The 17883-nt window shown below is 73.1% G+C and carries 16 protein-coding genes, 1 pseudogene and 1 riboswitch; of the genes and pseudogenes, 4 read left to right on the plus strand and 13 right to left on the minus strand.

Annotated elements, in window-relative coordinates; genetic code table 11:
• The first annotated feature begins 23 nt into the window (after positions 1-23).
• Positions 24-3719, plus strand: coding sequence for a discoidin domain-containing protein (locus DKT68_RS23010; RefSeq protein WP_109819473.1), 3696 nt, complete (start codon positions 24-26; stop codon positions 3717-3719).
• 96 nt (positions 3720-3815) lie between these two features.
• Here DKT68_RS23010 and DKT68_RS23015 read toward each other — a convergent pair whose 3' ends face one another.
• Positions 3816-4580: a crotonase/enoyl-CoA hydratase family protein gene (locus DKT68_RS23015; protein ID WP_109819474.1), complete on the minus strand. Its 765-nt coding sequence runs from the start codon at positions 4578-4580 to the stop codon at positions 3816-3818.
• A gap of 81 nt (positions 4581-4661) precedes the next feature.
• A riboswitch (cobalamin riboswitch) is annotated at positions 4662-4862 on the plus strand.
• Between the two features lie 35 nt (positions 4863-4897).
• On the opposite strand from DKT68_RS23015, the gene bluB reads away from it, so the two are divergent.
• Positions 4898-5527: a 5,6-dimethylbenzimidazole synthase gene (gene bluB / locus DKT68_RS23020; RefSeq protein WP_109819488.1), complete on the plus strand. Its 630-nt coding sequence runs from the start codon at positions 4898-4900 to the stop codon at positions 5525-5527.
• Positions 5528-5607: 80 nt separating this feature from the next.
• Positions 5608-6459 carry a Rieske 2Fe-2S domain-containing protein gene (locus DKT68_RS23025; RefSeq protein ID WP_109819475.1) on the plus strand — a complete coding sequence of 284 codons (852 nt, stop codon included), beginning with the start codon at positions 5608-5610 and terminating at the stop codon, positions 6457-6459.
• An 854-nt stretch (positions 6460-7313) separates the two neighbouring features.
• On the opposite strand, the pseudogene DKT68_RS23030 reads toward DKT68_RS23025, so the two are convergent.
• The 12 genes and pseudogenes from DKT68_RS23030 to DKT68_RS23085 all read right to left on the minus strand — a co-directional run.
• Positions 7314-8450, minus strand: a pseudogene (locus DKT68_RS23030) (LysM peptidoglycan-binding domain-containing protein); the annotation flags it as partial.
• 14 nt (positions 8451-8464) lie between these two features.
• Positions 8465-8908: a hypothetical protein gene (locus DKT68_RS23035; RefSeq protein WP_109819477.1), complete on the minus strand. Its 444-nt coding sequence runs from the start codon at positions 8906-8908 to the stop codon at positions 8465-8467.
• Positions 8905-9372: a TadE/TadG family type IV pilus assembly protein gene (locus tag DKT68_RS23040; protein WP_109819478.1), complete on the minus strand. Its 468-nt coding sequence runs from the start codon at positions 9370-9372 to the stop codon at positions 8905-8907. The genes DKT68_RS23035 and DKT68_RS23040 overlap by 4 nt, the downstream gene beginning before the upstream one ends.
• Positions 9369-9812, minus strand: coding sequence for a TadE/TadG family type IV pilus assembly protein (locus DKT68_RS23045; RefSeq protein ID WP_109819479.1), 444 nt, complete (start codon positions 9810-9812; stop codon positions 9369-9371). The genes DKT68_RS23040 and DKT68_RS23045 overlap by 4 nt, the downstream gene beginning before the upstream one ends.
• A 5-nt stretch (positions 9813-9817) precedes the next feature.
• A complete protein-coding gene (locus DKT68_RS23050) occupies positions 9818-10024 on the minus strand; it encodes a hypothetical protein (protein WP_109819480.1) in 207 nt (68 codons plus the stop codon).
• Between the two features lie 24 nt (positions 10025-10048).
• Positions 10049-10918, minus strand: a complete 870-nt coding sequence (locus DKT68_RS23055; protein ID WP_109819489.1) for a type II secretion system F family protein — start codon at positions 10916-10918, stop codon at positions 10049-10051.
• 5 nt (positions 10919-10923) lie between these two features.
• The gene (locus tag DKT68_RS23060; RefSeq protein ID WP_109819481.1) at positions 10924-11826 is read right to left on the minus strand and encodes a type II secretion system F family protein; all 903 of its coding nucleotides are present in this window, start codon (positions 11824-11826) and stop codon (positions 10924-10926) included.
• A gap of 4 nt (positions 11827-11830) precedes the next feature.
• The gene (locus DKT68_RS23065) at positions 11831-13372 is read right to left on the minus strand and encodes a CpaF family protein (protein WP_109819482.1); all 1542 of its coding nucleotides are present in this window, start codon (positions 13370-13372) and stop codon (positions 11831-11833) included.
• Entirely contained in the window at positions 13362-14162 is an 801-nt protein-coding gene (locus DKT68_RS23070) for a P-loop NTPase family protein (RefSeq protein ID WP_109819483.1), read from the minus strand. The genes DKT68_RS23065 and DKT68_RS23070 overlap by 11 nt, the downstream gene beginning before the upstream one ends.
• Positions 14163-14164: 2 nt before the next feature.
• A complete protein-coding gene (locus DKT68_RS23075) occupies positions 14165-14821 on the minus strand; it encodes an SAF domain-containing protein (protein WP_109819484.1) in 657 nt (218 codons plus the stop codon).
• A 37-nt stretch (positions 14822-14858) separates the two neighbouring features.
• Complete coding sequence (locus tag DKT68_RS23080) at positions 14859-15740, minus strand: hypothetical protein (RefSeq protein ID WP_236647038.1); 882 nt, start codon at positions 15738-15740, stop codon at positions 14859-14861.
• Positions 15741-15808: 68 nt separating this feature from the next.
• Positions 15809-16375, minus strand: coding sequence for a hypothetical protein (locus tag DKT68_RS23085; RefSeq protein ID WP_109819486.1), 567 nt, complete (start codon positions 16373-16375; stop codon positions 15809-15811).
• Positions 16376-17097: 722 nt separating this feature from the next.
• Between DKT68_RS23085 and DKT68_RS23090 the strand changes: the two genes are divergently transcribed.
• Positions 17098-17817 (plus strand): prepilin peptidase, encoded by a 720-nt coding sequence (locus tag DKT68_RS23090; protein WP_236647039.1) that lies wholly within the window; start codon positions 17098-17100, stop codon positions 17815-17817.
• Positions 17818-17883: the final 66 nt, after the last annotated feature.

Here is a 17883-nt window from a genome sequence, read left to right on the forward strand (position 1 = left end):
ACCGAAAGAGGTGTAGCGACCCCATGTCCAGATTCGGCACCAGACCAGGCACCCCGCCGACCGGCGCGCCCGATCCCGCTCCCCGGGCCACCCGCCGGCCAGGCCACCGTCGACTGCTCGCCGGCATGCTCGCCGGGCTGCTCCTCACCGCCGTCCCGGCCGTCGCCCCCGCGACCGCCGCCCCGGCGGCGGACCCGTCCGCGGCCTCGGCCCGGGCAGCCCTGCTCGCCGGGCTCTCCGCCACCATGACCGCAAGCAGCTACAACCAGAACTACGTGGCGGGCAACGCCAACGACGGCAACGCCGACACCTACTGGGAGAGCTCCAACAACGCGTTCCCGCAGTGGATCCAGGCCGACCTCGGGGCCACGGTGAGCGTGGACCGGGTCGTGCTCAAGCTGCCGCCGTCGTCGTCCTGGCAGACCCGCACCCAGACGCTGTCGGTGCTCGGGTCCACCAACGGCTCGTCGTTCACCACCCTGAAGGCGTCCGGCGGCTACACCTTCAACCCGGCCACCGGCAACACCGCGACCGTCACCTTCACCGCGGCCAGCACCCGCTACGTGCGGGTGCAGGTCACCGGCAACACCGGCTGGCCGGCCGCCCAGCTCTCCGAGGTCGAGGTCTACGGCGCCGTCGGCAGCCCCGACACCCAGGCCCCCAGCGTCCCCGGCAACCTGTCGTACACCCAGCCCGCCAGCGGGCAGGTCCGGCTCGCCTGGTCGGCGTCCACCGACAACGTGGGTGTGACCGGGTACGACGTCTACGCCAACGGCGGGCTGCGCGGCAGCGTCAGCGGCTCGACCCTGACGTACACCGACAGCCAGCCCGACAGCGCCACGGTCTCCTACTACGTCCGGGCGAAGGACGCGGCCGGCAACCAGTCGGCGAACAGCAACACCGTGACCCGGACCGGCACCGGCAACCCGCCGGTCGGCACCAACCTGGCGGTCGGCAAGCCGATCACCGCCTCCGGGTACGTGCACACGTTCGTGGCCACCAACGCCAACGACAACAACGTGGCCACCTACTGGGAGGGCAACGGCAACCCGAGCACGCTGACCGTGCAGCTCGGGGCGAACGCCAGCCTCAGCCAGGTCGTGCTGAAGCTGAACCCGGACTCGGCCTGGGGTGCGCGTACCCAGAACATCACCGTGCTCGGCCGGGACCAGAACTCTTCGACGTTCACCACGCTGGTCGGCGCGGCGAACTACAGCTTCAACCCGACCAGCGGCAACACGGTGACCATCCCGGTCTCCGGCGCGGCCGCGGACGTACGGCTCTCGATCGCCTCGAACACCGGTGCCCCGGCCGGCCAGGTGGCCGAGTTCCAGGTCATCGGCACCCCCGCGCCGAACCCGGACCTGACCGTGACCGGGATGTCGTTCAGCCCGTCCGCGCCCGTCGAGACGAGCACCGTCACGCTCTCGGCCACCGTGCGGAACGCGGGCTCGGCGGCGTCCGGCGCCACCAACGTCAACTTCTACCTGGGCGCCACCCGGGTCGGCACCGCGTCGGTCGGCGGCCTCGCGGCCGGCGCCTCGACGACGGTCACCGCCAACATCGGGACCCGCGACGCGGGTAGCTACCCGCTCAGCGCGAAGGTCGACGAGAACAACACCGTCGTCGAGCAGGACGACACCAACAACAGCTACACCAACCCCAGCCCGCTCGTGGTCAGCCCGGTCGCCACCTCCGACCTGGTCGCCTCCTCGGTCGCCTGGTCGCCCGGAAACCCGGCGGCCGGCAACACGGTCACCTTCTCGGTGTCGGTACGCAACGCCGGCAGTGTGGCGTCCGCGTCCGGCGCGCACGGCATCACGCTCACCGTGCTCAACGACGCCGGCACCGTCGTCCGCACCCTGACCGGCTCGTACTCCGGAGTGATCAACGCCGGGGCCACCGTCGGCCCGATCAACCTGGGCACCTGGACCGCCGCGAACGGCAAGTACACCGTCCGGGTGGTGCTCGCCGCCGACGCCAACGAGCTGCCGGTCAAGCAGGGCAACAACACCAGCGACCGCCCGCTCTTCGTCGGTCGTGGCGCCAACATGCCGTACGACATGTACGAGGCCGAGGACGGCGCGGTCGGAGGCGGCGCCGCCGTCGTCGGCCCCAACCGGAACGTCGGTGACCTGGCCGGTGAGGCGTCCGGCCGGCGGGCGGTGACGCTCAACTCGACCGGCAGCTACGTCGAGTTCACCACCCGGGCCAGCACCAACACGCTCGTCACCCGCTTCTCCATCCCGGACGCGCCGGGCGGCGGCGGCATCAACTCGACGCTGAACGTCTACGTCAACGGTACGTTCCACAAGGCCATCGACCTGACGTCCCGGTACGCCTGGCTCTACGGCAACGAGGCCAGCCCGGGCAACTCGCCGAGCGCGGGCGGACCGCGGCACATCTACGACGAGGCCAACGTCATGCTCAACTCCACGGTGCCGGCCGGCAGCAGGATCCGCCTCCAGAAGGACCCGGCCAACACCACCACGTACGCCATCGACTTCATCAACACGGAGCAGGTGGCGCCGATCGCCAACCCGGACCCGGCGCGCTACACCACGCCGACCGGCTTCACCCACCAGGACGTGCAGAACGCCCTGGACCGGGTGCGGATGGACACGACGGGCAACCTCATCGGGGTCTACCTGCCCGCCGGCACCTACTCCACCTCGTCGAAGTTCCAGGTGTACGGCAAGGCGGTCAAGGTGACCGGCGCCGGGCCCTGGTACACCCGGTTCAACGCCCCGTCCGGCCAGGACAACACCGACATCGGCTTCCGGGCCGAGAACTCGGCGGCCGGGTCGTCCTTCGCGAACTTCGCCTACTTCGGCAACTACACCTCACGGATCGACGGGCCGGGCAAGGTGTTCGACTTCTCCAACGTGTCGAACATCGTGATCGACAACATCTGGAACGAGCACATGGTCTGCCTGTACTGGGGCGCGAACACCGACTACATGACGATCAAGAACTCCCGGATCCGGAACATGTTCGCCGACGGCATCAACATGACCAACGGGAGCACCAACAACCTGGTCACCAACAACGACGCCCGGGCCACCGGTGACGACAGCTTCGCGCTGTTCTCGGCGATCGACGCGGGCGGCGCGGACATGAAGGACAACGTCTACGAGAACCTGACCTCGACCCTGACCTGGCGCGCCGCCGGTGTCGCGGTGTACGGCGGGTACGGCAACACGTTCCGCAACATCTACATCGCGGACACGCTCGTCTACTCCGGCATCACCATCAGTTCGCTCGACTTCGGCTACCCGATGAACGGCTTCGGCGCGAACCCGCCGACGCGGTTCGAGAACATCTCGATCGTCCGGGCCGGTGGGCACTTCTGGGGCGCACAGACCTTCCCGGCGATCTGGATCTTCTCCGCCTCGAAGGTGTTCCAGGGCATCCGGGTCAGCGACGTGGACATCGTCGACCCGACCTACAGCGGCATCATGTTCCAGACGAACTACGTCGGCGGGCAGCCGCAGTTCCCGGTCACCGACACGATCTTCACCAACGTCTCGATCAGCGGGGCACGCAAGAGCGGTGACGCGTTCGACGCGAAGTCCGGCTTCGGGATCTGGGTGAACGAGATGCCGGAGGCGGGGCAGGGCCCGGCCGTCGGCTCGGCCACGTTCAACAACCTGCGGCTGAGCAACAACGCGGTGGACATCCGCAACACGACCTCGACGTTCACCATCAACCGCAACTGACCCACCCCGGTCGTCCGCACGGCGACCGTTCCTCCGGGCGATGTGGCCACTCGACAACGGGTGGCCGCACCGCCCGGCCCGTCGCGCTCCCGTCGGTCAGGCGGGCTGCGTGCCGTGCCGACCGGCGCCGGCGGCGAACCGGGCCGCGCCGGCCGCCGCGTCGGTGGCCAGTGAGTCCATCCCGTACGCCAGCTCGGTCGCCAACGCCTCCGGCTCGGGCCGACCGGCGCCTGCCAGCACGGCCGCCCGGTCGTTGCGAAGGCAGGTCTGGGGGTGTCGGGCGATCGCCGCGGCCAACTCCTCGGCCGCGGCCCGCGCCTGGCCGGGCGGCACGAGCCGGTTGACCAACCCCATCGTGTACGCCTCCTCGGCCGGTACCGGCCGGCCGGTGAGGATCAGGTCCATCGCCCGGCTCTCCCCGATCAGCCGGGGCAGCCGGACCGTACCGCCGTCGATCAGCGGCACCCCCCACCGTCGGCAGAAGACCCCGAGCGTCGCATCGGACTCGGCGACCCGCAGGTCACACCAGAGCGCCAACTCCAGCCCACCGGCCACCGCGTACCCGGAGATCGCCGCGATCACCGGCTTGCTGAGCGCCATCCGGGTCGGACCCATCGGGCCGTCCCCCTCCGGCTCGACGCGGTTGCCGCTCGGCGTGCCGATCGCCTTGAGGTCGGCGCCGGCGCAGAACGTGCCACCGGCGCCCCAGAGCACGGCCACCGCCGCGTCCTGGTCGGCGTCGAAGGCGCGGAAGGCGTCGGTCAAGGCGCGGGCGGTCGGCCCGTCGACCGCGTTCCGGGCCACCGGCCGGTCCAGCACCACCGTGGTCACCGGCCCGGCGCGCTCCACCCGTACACCCATCGATCCAGCATGCCCGCCGCGGACCCGCCACACACCCACCGGACGGGGGAGCGCGGCGGCGGCTCCGGCGCTAACATTGCCAGCGGCATGATCATGTGAGGTGCCCCGCGGAAGCGGGGAGAATCGGGAAGCCGGTGCGAATCCGGCACGGGCCCGCCGCGGTAACCGGGGAGCAACCGTCCACGCGTGGCAACGCGCAGCCACTGGCCGATCCGGCTGGGAAGGCGGACGGCGAAGCGTCGATCCGGAAGTCCGAAGACCGGCCTCGCGTCGATGCCCACCCCGCCGGGGTGGGCCGAGCGCAGCGGGAGCCTGCCGTGGACCTTTTTGACGCCATTCACCGCCGCCGGGACGTGCGGGCCCAGTTCACCGGGGCACCGGTACCGGAGGACGTCCTGCACCGGATCCTCACGGCGGCGCACGCCGCCCCCAGCGTCGGCTACTCGCAGCCGTGGGACTTCATCCTGGTCCGCGACCCGGACGTCCGGCGGCGCTTTCACGAGCACGTCCGCACCGAGCGGGACACCTTCGCCGCCACCCTGGACGGCGAGGCGGCACAGCGGTTCGCCCGCATCAAGATCGACGGCGTTCTGGAGTCGAGCCTGTCGATCGTGGTCACCTACGACCCGGCTCGCGGCGGCCCGGCCGTGCTGGGCCGGCACGCCATCGCGGACACCGGGCTCTACTCGGTCTGCCTGGCCATCCAGAACCTCTGGCTGGCCGCCACCGCCGAGGGCCTCGGCGTCGGGTGGGTCTCCTTCTACCGGGAGCCCTGGCTGGCCGACCTGCTCGCCGTCCCCGAAGGCATCCGTCCGGTCGCCTGGCTGTGCGTCGGCCCGGTCACCCACCTCGAAACCGTGCCCGACCTGGCCCGGCACGGCTGGCGCCAGCAGCGCCCGCTCGCCGACGCCGTGCACCAGGACCGCTGGGGGGCGAGGGACGCCTGAAAAGCCCCGTCGTCACGTACCGCTGCTAATCCGCCACCGCTGACCGGTTTGCGACCGCGTTCGCCGGGAAGTCGGTACGCGTGCGAGCGCTATTGACGAGAGTTGAGCAGGATTCCAGGCTGGACCGGGTCGGTGACCGGTTGCAGCGAGTGGTCCTCGGCACGCTGCGCCCGCGGCGGCTGCGGGACCTTCTGCACGGAGTGACGCTGGGGCATCCCCTGCATCCGGCGATGGTGCAGGTGCCGGTGGGCGCCTGGATCAGCGCCGCGGTGCTGGACCTGATGCCCGGGCAGCGCCGTGCGGCCACCGCGCTGGTCGGTCTGGGCACCGTCAGCGCGCTACCGGCGGCGGTCGCCGGGCTGAACGACTGGGCGGCCCTCTCCCGGGACCAGCGCCGCGTCGGCCTGGTGCACGCCGCCGCGAACAGCGTGGGCCTGACGCTCTACGCCGGCTCGCTGGCGGCACGGCTCTCCGGCCGGCACGGCATCGGCCGTACCCTCGGGTGGCTCGGGCTCTCCGCCGCGAGCCTCGGCGCGTACGTCGGCGGTCACCTCGCCTACAAGCAGGGGGCGCAGGTCACGCAGAGCGTGTCGGAGCTGCACCGGATAAGCGACGGCTGGCACTCGCTCACCGAGATGTCGGCGCTGCCGCAACGCACGCTGGTCACCCGCCACGTGGACGACGTCTCGGTGATCCTCTACCGGCACGGTGACGAGGTCACCGTGATGCTGGAGCGCTGCCCGCACCAGAGCGGGCCGCTGGGCGAGGGCGAGGTTCAGGAGATCGGCGGCCACGCCTGCGTGGTCTGCCCGTGGCACGGCAGCGCGTTCCGGCTCAACGGTGGCGAGGTCGTGCAGGGGCCGTCCGGCAACGACCAGCAGATCCTGCCCACCCGGGTCCAGAACGGCGTGCTCCAGACCCGCCTGCCCTGACGGCACCCGCGGGTGGTCTGAGGCGCGGGCTCACCGCCTGGCCCGGCGTCGGGGGGCGGTGTCGCTTCGAGCGGCGATACCTCAAAGGCATTTTTATACCTCTGAGGTATCAGGCTCTCGGGACCTACCGCTGCCTCTTGGGTACGGAGCACTCGCGACCCACCACGCCGCGACCGACGAGCGTGACAGCCGCCGCCGCACTGCACCGCGAGCTCGTCGCGTGGTCGGCGACCTGAGCCCGAGTTCGTCGCGTGACCCGCGACCTCAGCCGGCAGTCCGCTGGCGACGACCTGCGCGCAACGGGTGGACGCCGGTCAGGTGCGCCGGTGCCGGCCAACCTGCGGTCCGTCCGCCACGCCACCCAGGCCCGGCCCGCCGGCCAGGGGACCGCCGCGCTCGTCGTCGCCACTCCAACCCTCGTCGCCGGCCCACCCGGGCGCGCCGGTGGGTGTCGTCTCGTCGTCGGCCCACCCAGGCGCGCCGGTGGTTGTCGTCTTACCGTCGGCCCAGCCGGAGACGCCGGTGGGTGCCGTCTCGTTGCCGGCCCACCCGGGAGCGCCGCTCGGCTCGGCCGTGGCGCCGCCGCTCGGCTCGGCCGTGGCGCCGCCGCTCGGTGCGGTCTCGCCGGGAGCCCAGCTGGAGCCGTCGTCGGTGAGGCGGCCGCTGGTCCGTCCGGCGGCGGTGCCGCCGGTCCGAGCACCGCTGGTCCCTCCCGCACCGGCGCTGGTCCGGGTGGTCGAGCCGCTGACCCGGGTCGTGCTGCCGCCCCGGGTCGTGGCGCCGCTGGTCCGGCCCGTGCCGCTCCGGCCCGTGCGGCTCCGGCCCGTGCGAGTGGAGGCGGCCAACCGGGGAGCCGCACCGGCGGTGGCCGGGCGGCGGCGCAGCCCCAGCACCGCGCCGATCTGGGCACCGACGATGCTCGCCACGGCCAGCACTGCGGAGACCGCCAGCGGTCGGTTCACCCCGTCGGTGGTGCTGGCCCGGGCGGCGCCGACGGTCATCGTGGGCGGCTGGCCCGTCGCCTCCGTACCGCTGGGAGGTGCCGGTGCCACCCGCTCCGGCGCGGTCCGCTCGGGCGCGGGCCGGGGCGCGGGAGGCTTCGGCGCGGCGGGTCGGCTGACCAGCCGGCCGGTGGCGTGGGACCGGGCGCCCTGGTCGGTGGCCTCGGCGGGGAGCCGGATCAGTTGGCCGGGGCGGATCCGGTCCGGGTCGTCGAGCCGGTTCAGCTCGGCCAGACGTCGATAGTCGGTGAACTCGTCCAGGTAACGCTCGGCCACCTCGCCGAGGTAGTCGCCCCGCGCCACCCGGTACATCGGGGCCGCCTCGTCACTGGCGTTCGGCCCGTCGGGCGCGACCAGCCCCAGCAGCCCGGCCCCGGCCCGATCGGGCGGCCCGGTCCTGGCGAGCGGGGCCGCCAGGTCCGGGATCGCGCCGCCCCGGCTCAGCGCGGCCAGGCCCGACGTCTCGCTGCCGGCTACCCGGGGGGCGGCGATCCCATGGGCCGTACCCATCGCCGCCGTCGACCCCGGTGCGGCGAGGGTGGCGACGGCCGGTGCGCCCGGAGGTCCGTACGACGGGCCTGCGTAGACCGCCGCGGCGCTCGCGGCGGCCGGGCTGGCCGCGAGGATCAGCGCCACCGAGCCGACGAGCGCGGCGGCGGCCTTCTGCTGGCGGGTCATCCCGGGCAGTTTCGGCGCCGGCCGGCGCAGGGTCTGCGCCCCCAGCTCGACGAGGACCGAGAAGGCGAACGTTGCCCAGCCGAACCAGCCGGCCAGGGCCAACGCCCGCAGGAAGAGCTGGCCGTCGTCCCGGCTGGTCAACGCGGTGCCCACCTCGGTGATGGTGGGCAGGTGGTCGGGCAGCGGGTTGCCGGCGAACGCGAGCAGTGCGACCGGCGCGCCGGCCAGCAGGGCGCAGAGCACGACCAACGCGCCGACGCCGGTGAGGATGCGTCCGGTCCGCCGTACGACGGACCGACCCGATGCGGGCATGGCTGCCTTCCTTCCTACGGTCCTGCGGTGATGGCCCGCGCGGTCGCCTCGCCGGTGACGGTGACCGTGTCGGCGAGGCCGAACAGGCCGAGCATCGATCGGCGGTAGGTGATCGTGACGCGTACCCGGACGAGGGTCTCCCCGGCGATCTCCGGGAAGCTCACGGTGTGGCCGGTGGTGCCGGCGGTGGCCAGATAGTTGGCGACCGCGACGCGGGCCTGCGGCTGGTCGATCCTCTTCGGTCCGCCCTCGATCGCGGTGGCCCGGTCGATGGCCTGACCACCGGCCCGAGCGGCCTCGGCGGCCAGGTTGTCGGCGCGTTGCAGGGTGCGCAGCTGCCCGGCGCCGTCGAAGGAGAGGCCCACGATGGCCAGCACGCCGCTCATCGCCACCGCCAGGAAGATGCTGACCCGGCCGTGTTCGCCGGTGTGCGGACGCCGGAGGGCGGTGGCGGTCATCGCCGGCTCCGGTAGCGGTCCAGTGGAGAGGTGAAGCTCGCCGTGATCCTGTTCTTGGTCAGCATTCCCGGCACCACGTTCAGTGAGATGTCCCGGAAGGACACCACGCAGACGATCTTCACGGTGACGGTGGCGTCCTGACCGACGGGGCTGGCGAAGGCGGCGTCGAAGCTGGTGGCGTTGCCGGCCACCGAGCCGGAGAACGTCGGGTCCAGGGCGTTGACGCAGGCCAGGCCGTGCCAGTCCAACTGTTGGCGGGCGGCCTCCCGGGCCTTCGTCCGGGCGGTCCCGGAGTCCCGGGAGATCGAGGCGGCGCGTGCCGCGTCGTGTGCGGCGGCCTCGACCGCCTCTGCCGCGACCGCGCTACGACCGGCCACGCCGGCCAGCACCATCAACGCGATGAACGCGGGCGCGAGCACCGCCACCTCGATGGAGACCGAGCCTCGCTCGGCGCTGCGGCTCACGGGTCGGTCACCCGTTCCACCGTCCCGTGGGCGGTCTGCCGCACCGGGAAGTCCACGCCGGGCACCACCGACAGGGACCGGCCCTCCACCGTGCACGTCACCTCGATGTCGTCGTTCACGCAGCTCGGACCGGTCTTGTCCCAACCCACCAGCCAACTGCCGGCGGCGTTGAGGAACCGGGTGGCGCTGGCCGAACCGGCGCCGTCCTCGGCGTCGTACAGCCGTTCGGCGTTGACCCCGCTCTGCGCGGCGTTCAACGCCGTGGAGCGGGCCAGGAAGACGGCCGCCACCTGGATCGACGCGAAGAGCAGCACCAGGATCAGCGGCATCACCACGGCCAGCTCCACCGGATTGGCTCCCCGTTCCCGGTCGCCGGCCGCGAGCCGGCGCCGGGCGGCGGTGACCGCCCGGCGCCACCTCGGGAGAGCGGCTCGGCGCATGCCGGCTACTTGGTGGGGTTCGAGTGGTTCGGGATGGAGCTCATCCACTCGTCGGCCTTGGTCAGCGCCAGGCCCGTGACGACCGTGGCGACGAAGACCAGACCGAAGATGATGACCGCGGTGGGCACCGGGCTGTCGCCGCGTTCGCCGTCACGGCGCAGCTCGGCCAGGCGCGTCGTCATCACGACGTGCAGGTAGCTGATGAGGGACATGGCGTACTCCTTCTCGGGGTCGGGTCAGATGCGGGAGATGAACGGATAGACGACGAAACCGAGCAGCACGAAGACGAGCAGTGCGCCCGGGATGTCGAGTTTGCTGGTCACCCCCTCGGCGCGGGCGAGGTTGTCGGTGCGGATCTGGTCGCGCAGCGAGTCGGCCCGGCTGCGCAGGGTCTCGTGCACCTGCGCTCCCTCGCTCCCGGAGGAGCGCATGATCGCGCCCACGTCGCCCAGCTCCGGGATGCCGATCTTGTCGGCGAGGTCGCGCAGCTCGTCCCAGGGCGCGTGCATCTGCATCTGGGCGATCCGCAGCGACTCCTGGAGCCGATCGAAGACCCAGCCGTCGCAGACGGCGGCGGCCCGCTCCAGCGACTGCACCGGCCCGTGCGCGGCGGAGAGCTGCAACGCCACCAGGTCCAGATAGGTGCAGACCGCCTGACGGAACTCGTCCCGGGCGGCATCCGCCTTGGTCAGCACCGCCCGGTGTGCCAGCAACCCGGCGATCAGCGCCAGGCCGAGGCTGCCCAGCACCGGCATGACCAGTGGAAACGAGATGCCGAGCACGTACAGCGCCACGCCGAGCAGGGTGGGCGTGGCCAACCCGATCAGGGCCGAGAGCAGCACCGACAGCGCGTACTGCTCGGGGGTCTGACCGATCAGGGCGAGCTGCCGGTGCGGCGGCCGCAGCCAGCGGGACAGCCCGGTCAGCCAGTCCAGTTGCCGGGACGTCGGAGCGGCGACCCGACCGGTGCCGGCCGGCTGGTGCAACCGGCGCAACGCCGGCCCGAGCGCCGGCGTCGCCGGCACCAGCTCGCGGACCACCAGGAACACGCCCAGCCCGACGGCGGCTCCGCCAGAGACCGCGATGGCCAGGTGCCAGTTCACGATCACGTTCACGCGATCACCTCGGAGGGATCCGGCGCCGGCAGGAAGCGGGCCGGCCGCTGCGGCTGACTCATCGACCGCACCCAGGCCAGCAGGCCGATGAAGGCGGCACCGAGGGCGGCCATCACCAGTTGACCCACCGGTGTGCCGTACGGCTCGATGTACTCGGTGTTGATCAGCCCGTACGCCAGGGTGGCGAGCGTCATCCCGGTCAGGAAGCGGACCGCGAACCGGGGCTGGGTGCGCTTGGCCTCGATCTCCCGGCGGGTGGCGACCTCCGCCGCCGCCGCGCCGGCGATCGAGCCCAGCACGTCACCGAGCCGCTCACCCCGGTCGGTGAGGTGCAGGATCAGCGCCGCCACCACCTGGTCGCAAACCGGGTCGCCGATCTCGTCGGCGAACGCCAGCAGCGCGGAGCGCGCCATCCAGCCGGCCTGCAACCGGGCGGCGAGCAGCCGTACCTCGTCCTCGATGCCCGGTGGCACGCTGCCGATCGTGCCGATGATCGACTGTTGGAGGCCCTGCCCGGTGCCGGAGACGTCCTTGAGCCGGCGGGTCCACTCACCGACCGCCTCGATCCGGGCGATCGCCCGTTGCTCGGCCTTGCCCACGGCGAACAGCCACGGGGCGCCGGGTATCGCCAGCGCCACCAGCAGACCCACCACCGGCAGGCCGGTCAGCAGGAAGGCCAGCGCTCCGGCGGCCAGCGCGGCGAGCAGCAGCGTCTGGTGGGCCCGCCGCTCGCCCGGGGTGGTGCCGGAGCCGCGCCAGAGCCGGCTCAGGCCCGGCCCGGCGCCCGGGCCCGGTTGGGCGGGCCGGCGGGTGCCGACCAGTGCGACCACGGCCAGCAGCAGCCCGGCGACACAGGCGGCGCCGGAGACCACCGCGATCAGTTCCAGGTTGTCCCGCACCGGATCACCGCCGGGCCAGTCGGGTCTGCCGCGGGCGGCGCCATGCCCCGGTGCCGGCCTCGATCCACCGGGTCAGCAGCCGGGCGTCGTAGCCCACTCGCAGCAGTTGGTCCCGGACCCGTTCCGGCAGGTGCCGGGGGACCGCGCGGCCGTCCGGGCCGGGGCCGAAGACCGTGGTGGTGGTGATCCGGCCGGCCTCGCCAGCCCCGATCACCTCCTCCACGTGCGAGACGAACCGGTGCTTGCGGCCGCCGATCGCGGTCTCGTCCTCGACGGTGACGTAGACGATCAGGTCCAGGGCGTTACCGGCCATCCGGCGGGCCTGGTCGACGGTCATCTCGCGGCCGTGCGCCAGCGCCAGCTCGACGATCCGCTCACCCACACCGGCGGACGTACGGGCGTGGATGGTGCACATCGAGCCCCGGCTGGTGGTCATCGCCTGGAGCATCGGCACGATCTCCCGGGAGCGCACCTCACCCACGATGATGCGCAGCACGCCCATCCGGAGTGACAGCGGGATCAGGTCGGCGATGGTCACCTCGCCCGCCGGGCGGCCGTCGAAACCGCGTTCGCCGTGCCCCTCGCGGGCCTCGAAGCTCATCACCGCCCGGTGCCGCTCCCGCCGGCGGGCCGGCAGCAACTCCCGGCTCTCCTCCAGCAGCACGTACGGCTCGTCGGGCGGGATCTCGTTCATCAGCGCCCGGATGACCGTGGTCTTCCCGGCGCCGGCGAGCCCGGCGACCATGATGTTCAGCCCGGCGCGCATCGCCGCGCGGAGGAAGTCACGCAGCAGTGGGTCGATCATCTCGTCCAGGTCACCCCGGCCGCCGGCCACGTCGTCCAGGCTCACGTCCAGGGTGTTGTGCTTGCGGATCACCGCGTACGGGCGGTGGCTGACCAGGAACACCGCGGCCAGCCGGCTGCCGTCGGGCAGTTGCAGGTCGAGGGTGGGCTTCACGGTCGACAGTGACCGCTCGGTCGCGCCCCCCCGACGGGCTGCCGCCTGGAGGATCTCCACAAGTTCGGCGTCACTGTCGGCGATCGGCTCGGCCCAGTCCACGCCGCCGCCGTGCCGGGTGATGCGCACCTGGTCGCAGCCGAGGATGTGCACCTCCTCGATGGTGTCGTCGACCAGCAGGGTCTGTAGCCGGCCGAGACCGACCAGCTCGGCGGTCACCTGGTCGAGCAGCAGGCGTTCCTCACCGGCCGCCATCGGCGTCCCGGCCCGGCGGACCGCGTCCGCGTACTCGGCGACGACCGCGACGGCCAGCCGCGCCCGCTCGGTGTCCTCCTCGTCGACGGTGAACTCGCGGCCCCGCTGCCACAGCGTGAGGCGTTCGGTCAGTTCCCGACGCAGTTCCCGGACCACCTGGAAGTCCATCCGGGGGCGGGGCGGCGGTTGCGGCGGCGGGCTCGCCGCGGGGGCCGGCGTCGGCGTCGGCGCCGACTGGTGGTGCCGGCCGTTCGGCGCGGCCAGTGGCGGCGCCGTGGAGGTGGCGCCCGGCGGTTGCTGGCGCGGGTCGGCGGAGACCGGCTCAAACCGCATCCGGCACCCCCTGCTGCACCGGCCAGGCCAGCCGGGCCCGCCGCCGCTCCAGCAGCGCGCCGACCGGCACCTCCAGCGCGGCCGCCGCGCGCAGCAGCGGCCGTCCGGCCCGCACCGTCCCACCCAGGCTGAGCACCCCGGCGGTACGCGGATCGTGTGGCAGCCGTGCGATGACCGGCAGCTTCAGTGCGCGGCTGATCTCGGCCCGACCGTGCCCGCCGCCGACCAGCAGCAGTCGCAGGGTGCCCGGCGGCACCCGGTGCTCGGCGAAGTCCCGTTCGATCGCGGTGACCACGGCCCGGGTGCCGGAGAGGTCCGGTAGTTGGGCCCGGGTCACGAGCAGCACCACCGAGGCGGCCCGCAGCACGGGCCACGGAGGGCCGGTGACGTGCAGCCGGCCGCAGTCGACGAGCACGTCGTAGCCGGGGCTGCCCCGGTCCAGCGCGTTGAAGTAGTCCGCGAAGCGCTGCCAGAGCGGCGTGACGCTGCCTGCCTGCGCCGGGTCCACGAGCCCGGGCAGCAACAGCCGTTCCCGGCGGGGCGCGTCCAGGTCGACCAGTTGCGGCCAGAACGCGGTCTCCAGGTTGCCGTCGCGCAGCTCCCCGACGGCCAACTCGCCGATGCCGCGCGGCCCGTCCAGCTGACCACCCAGGTAGCCGGCGAGGATCGAACCGCCCGCGGGATCGCACTCGGCGAGCACCAGCCGCCGGTGCCAGGCCAGCGCGCAGGCCAGCGCCGAGGTGGTCACGCCGGGCGAACCCTTCGCGGACACCAGCGCGATGATCGCCATGGTCAGGCCGCCTCGGTCAGGACGACGGCGATCCGCTCCTGCGCGGCCAGTGCCACCACGGCGGGCACGTCCCGGACGGGGAGCGCCAGGTACAGCACCCTGTCGTCGTTCCCCGAGCTGACGGTGTCGATCACGGTGGCGGAGAACCGGGTGCCGGCGGCGGTCGCCCCGGTGGCGTTGTCGTCCGGGGTGCTGACCAGCAGGACCTTGTCCCCGGGGTGCAGCTCGCGCGCCGGCACCTGCGCGGTCGTCAGACCGAGCGCGATCTGCTGCTGGCCGGGGCCGAGCAACGGGTCGTCGGTGACCTGCCCCAGCGTGAGCAGGGTGCCCGGGACCAGCGCCACGGCGGCCCGCTTGCCCACCACCTCGTCCATCCGGCCGGCGGGCACCGGGCGTAGCCCCTGACCGCCGGCCACCTGCACGGCGACGAGGTCGGCGGCGCTGATCTCCCGACCCACCTCGACCGGCCGGGCCACCGCCAGGTAGCTGCCGGTGGCCCGGACCGAGGTGACCGCGAAGGCCGCGCCGAGCCCACCCAGGGCGATCAGGAGTACGGCCAGACCGAGCAGCCCCGGTCGGACCCGGCGCTGCCGGACCACCTTGGGCGGGCTGACCGGCGCGTCCACCGGCTCGGTCCCGTTGCGCGTCGCGAGACTCACCGGACCACCGCCGTGCAGAGCCAATCGTTCCTCGCGCTCATCGCGTCACCACCTGGAGTTCGTTGATCTGGACCGGCACGGTGCCGCTGGTTCGGGTCTGTGGGATCTCGCCGCTCTCGCCTCCACCGCTCCAGGTCACCGTCCAGTACGTGGTGGCGCCGACGCGGTAGGTGCCGGCCTTCGGATAGCCGCTGTCGTAGCCGCAGTCCGGGGAGGGGCCTCCGGCGTGGCTGCCCTCGGAGTCGTACGGGGTGCCGGGACCGGTGCAGGTGACCTCGTCGCCGTTGCCCATGTGCCAGACGATCCGGTCGACCTTCGCCTCGATGGAGACGGTCAGCCCCCGGTCGGACGCGGACGCGGTCAGCGGGCCGAAGTAGCTGGGGCTAGGGGTCGCCCACATCCAGACGGGCAGGCCGACCAGGCCGGGGCCGACGTCCTTGCGCGGCGCGACCCGAAGCCGCGCTGGCAGCAGCCTGATCGACGCCAGGGCGCGACGGGCCAGCTCCTCCGGATCGGGCGGCGCGCCGAAGCCGGGCGGCGGCTCGTCCCGCAGCACCACGACCTGGGTGCCCACGTCACCGCCGTTGCAGGTCTGCAAATACCACTGCTGACCCTCGGGCGGCTCGACTTCCCCCTGGGTCAGCTTGTAGTAGCACCCGTCGCCGTTGTTGAACCAGCCGAGCACGTCGTCGTAGCAGGGGATCGTCTGGCCGGCCCACTGGCAGACGCCTCCGCCGCCTCCGCCGCCGTCCCCGTCACCGCCGTCCCCGCCGCCACCGGGGTCGCCCGGCGTGCCCGGCTCGTCGTCCCAGACGCTGCAGTCCGGCTGGTCGATCGGGCACTCCACACCCGGATCGGCGCGCCGGGCGGCGGCCGCCGGCAGGGTCCCGGCGACCACGAGCAGCAGCGCGAGGCCCATCCCGGCGAGCGCCCGGCGAGGCGTCCCGGCCCGGGCGGTACAGGCCGGGGCGCCCCTTCCTCCCCAGGTCAGCACGGCTGATCCCGGTGCGCCGCGCCGGAATTGATCAGCCACCGCCCGTCGGGATAGCGGGTCGCGGTGGCGGTGGCCAGGTGCCTGCCGCCGCCGCTGCCCGGGACCACCCGCTTGTCCCTGGCGTAGACCAGCCGGTAGCCCGTCGCGTCCAGACAGTCCTGGATCTCCACCCTGGCCGGGTTCGCGTCGAGGCTGACCGAGGTCACGGCCGGGTCGGATCTCAACGTCCCGGTACGCATCGCGCCGTGCTCCTTCGCCTCGCGAATGGACAATCGGACCCGGGTCAGCAGTGGATCAGCGAGAAACCGGGACAGTTCCGGCGCGTGTGGATCACTGCGCCGACTCGCCGTACGCGAGGCCGCGAGATAACCGGAGTACGCCTCCAGCGCCGCTTTTTCCGCGGCCCGCCGATCGACATCCGAGCTCGCCCGTTGTCCGTCGTCCCGGGCCGGCGCCGGTCGTTCGACGGCCTCCCGTCCACTGCCGCAGGCGGCGACCGGCACCGCCGTCACGACCGCTAGCAGGCAGATTGCCGCTCGCCTGAGCTGCCATCCGCGCACCGTCGCGCCTCCTCGTGGTCGCCCGGTGCGGCGACGGATCACCGCCGCCGGGCATGCGGAAGCGCGTCCGGATCAGCACATCCGGAGCTGTCCATTGCGCTTCTGCATTCACCGTTACGGATCTTTTACAAATGCGTGGTCCTGTGTCGTCCGGTTGTTGCGGTGAGGCTTGCGTCACACCCAAGGGGCGAGCATAGGCTGACGTCCGCCGATGCAACAGAGGCAATTCAAGTGAACACTCTGCGTGATGACAGGTGGTGGTGAGGGGTGTCCGCGCTGCGCTCCGAGCAATGGTCGACCGAGGGGCCAACGACGACCGGACGTGGCCGGGTCGGACCGGCTCACCCCGACTCCTGCCTGGGTCCCGCGAGTGGGACATCGCGGTGCCATCCCGGCATCCGGACGGAGCCAACGGCCGACCGGCGACGCGCTCCGGCCGACGGGATGGTCGGCCGCGGCCCGTCCCGGGAGGCCGTCGGACGGCCGGGTGCGCAGGTCGCTTTCCGCGCCATCCGCCACACCCAAGCGATCGTTCAGTCACGATGCGTGTTCGGCTTCCCGGACCTGGCGGGGGCCATGGGGGTGTCGACGTGGCGCTGACCGGCCCCTCGGCGGCCGTACCCGGTCAGGAAGACCCGTCCGATCGGCGCACCGGGCCGGCTGAGCCTGCCGGCTCGTCTGGCGCGCCGCCGCGCGCTGCCGGCCGCGCCTGGTTCCCCGCCCTGCTGGCGACGGTGGCGGTCGGCCCGCTCCTGCGGTTGGTCGTGCTGCGTCACGCCGTACCGTCGGGCACCGCCAGCCGGACCGGCTGCGATGCCTGCGGCGCGCCGGTCGGCCTGACCCGGCCCTGGCCCGCGCTCGGCCCGGCCGGCCGGTGCGGTCGCTGTCGGGCACGGGTCGGCCCGCCGCCGGGCACGGTCGAACTCGCCGCGCTGGCCGGGCTCGCCACGGTGGTGCTGCTGGCGCTGGCCAGTCTCCCGGGCGGGGCGCTACCGGCGCTGGCCTGGTGGCTCGGCTGGACCATCCCGGCGGTCTTCGTCGACCTGGCCGTGCACCGGCTGCCGGACCGGCTCACCCTGCCCGCGGCCGCCGGGACCTGGCTGCTGCTGGCCGTGGCCGCGCTCGGCGACCCCGAGCCGGGGCCCTGGCTGCGCGCCGTCACCGCCGGCGCCGGGCTGGCGTTGCTCTTCGCCGGCAGCACGCTGCTGCTCGGCCGCCGTGGCTTCGGGCTGGGCGACGCCAAACTGGCGCTCAGCGTGGGCGCTCTGCTCGGCTGGTACGGCTGGCCGGTCCTGCTGCTCGGGCTGCTGCTCGCGTTCGGGCTGTCCGCGCTGGTCAGCCTCGGCCTGCTGGCCGCCCGCCGGGCCCGCTGGTCCACCCACCTGCCGTTCGGCCCGTTCCTGCTGCTGGGCACCGTCGGCGCCCTCCTGCTGGCCGCCTGACCACCCCGCCACCTGCTGCCCGCCCGCGCCGGGCTGAGCGGGCAGGGGCTGAGCGGGGTCAGGGGC

This window comes from Micromonospora acroterricola (assembly GCF_003172955.1).
Lineage (GTDB): Bacteria > Actinomycetota > Actinomycetes > Mycobacteriales > Micromonosporaceae > Micromonospora > Micromonospora acroterricola.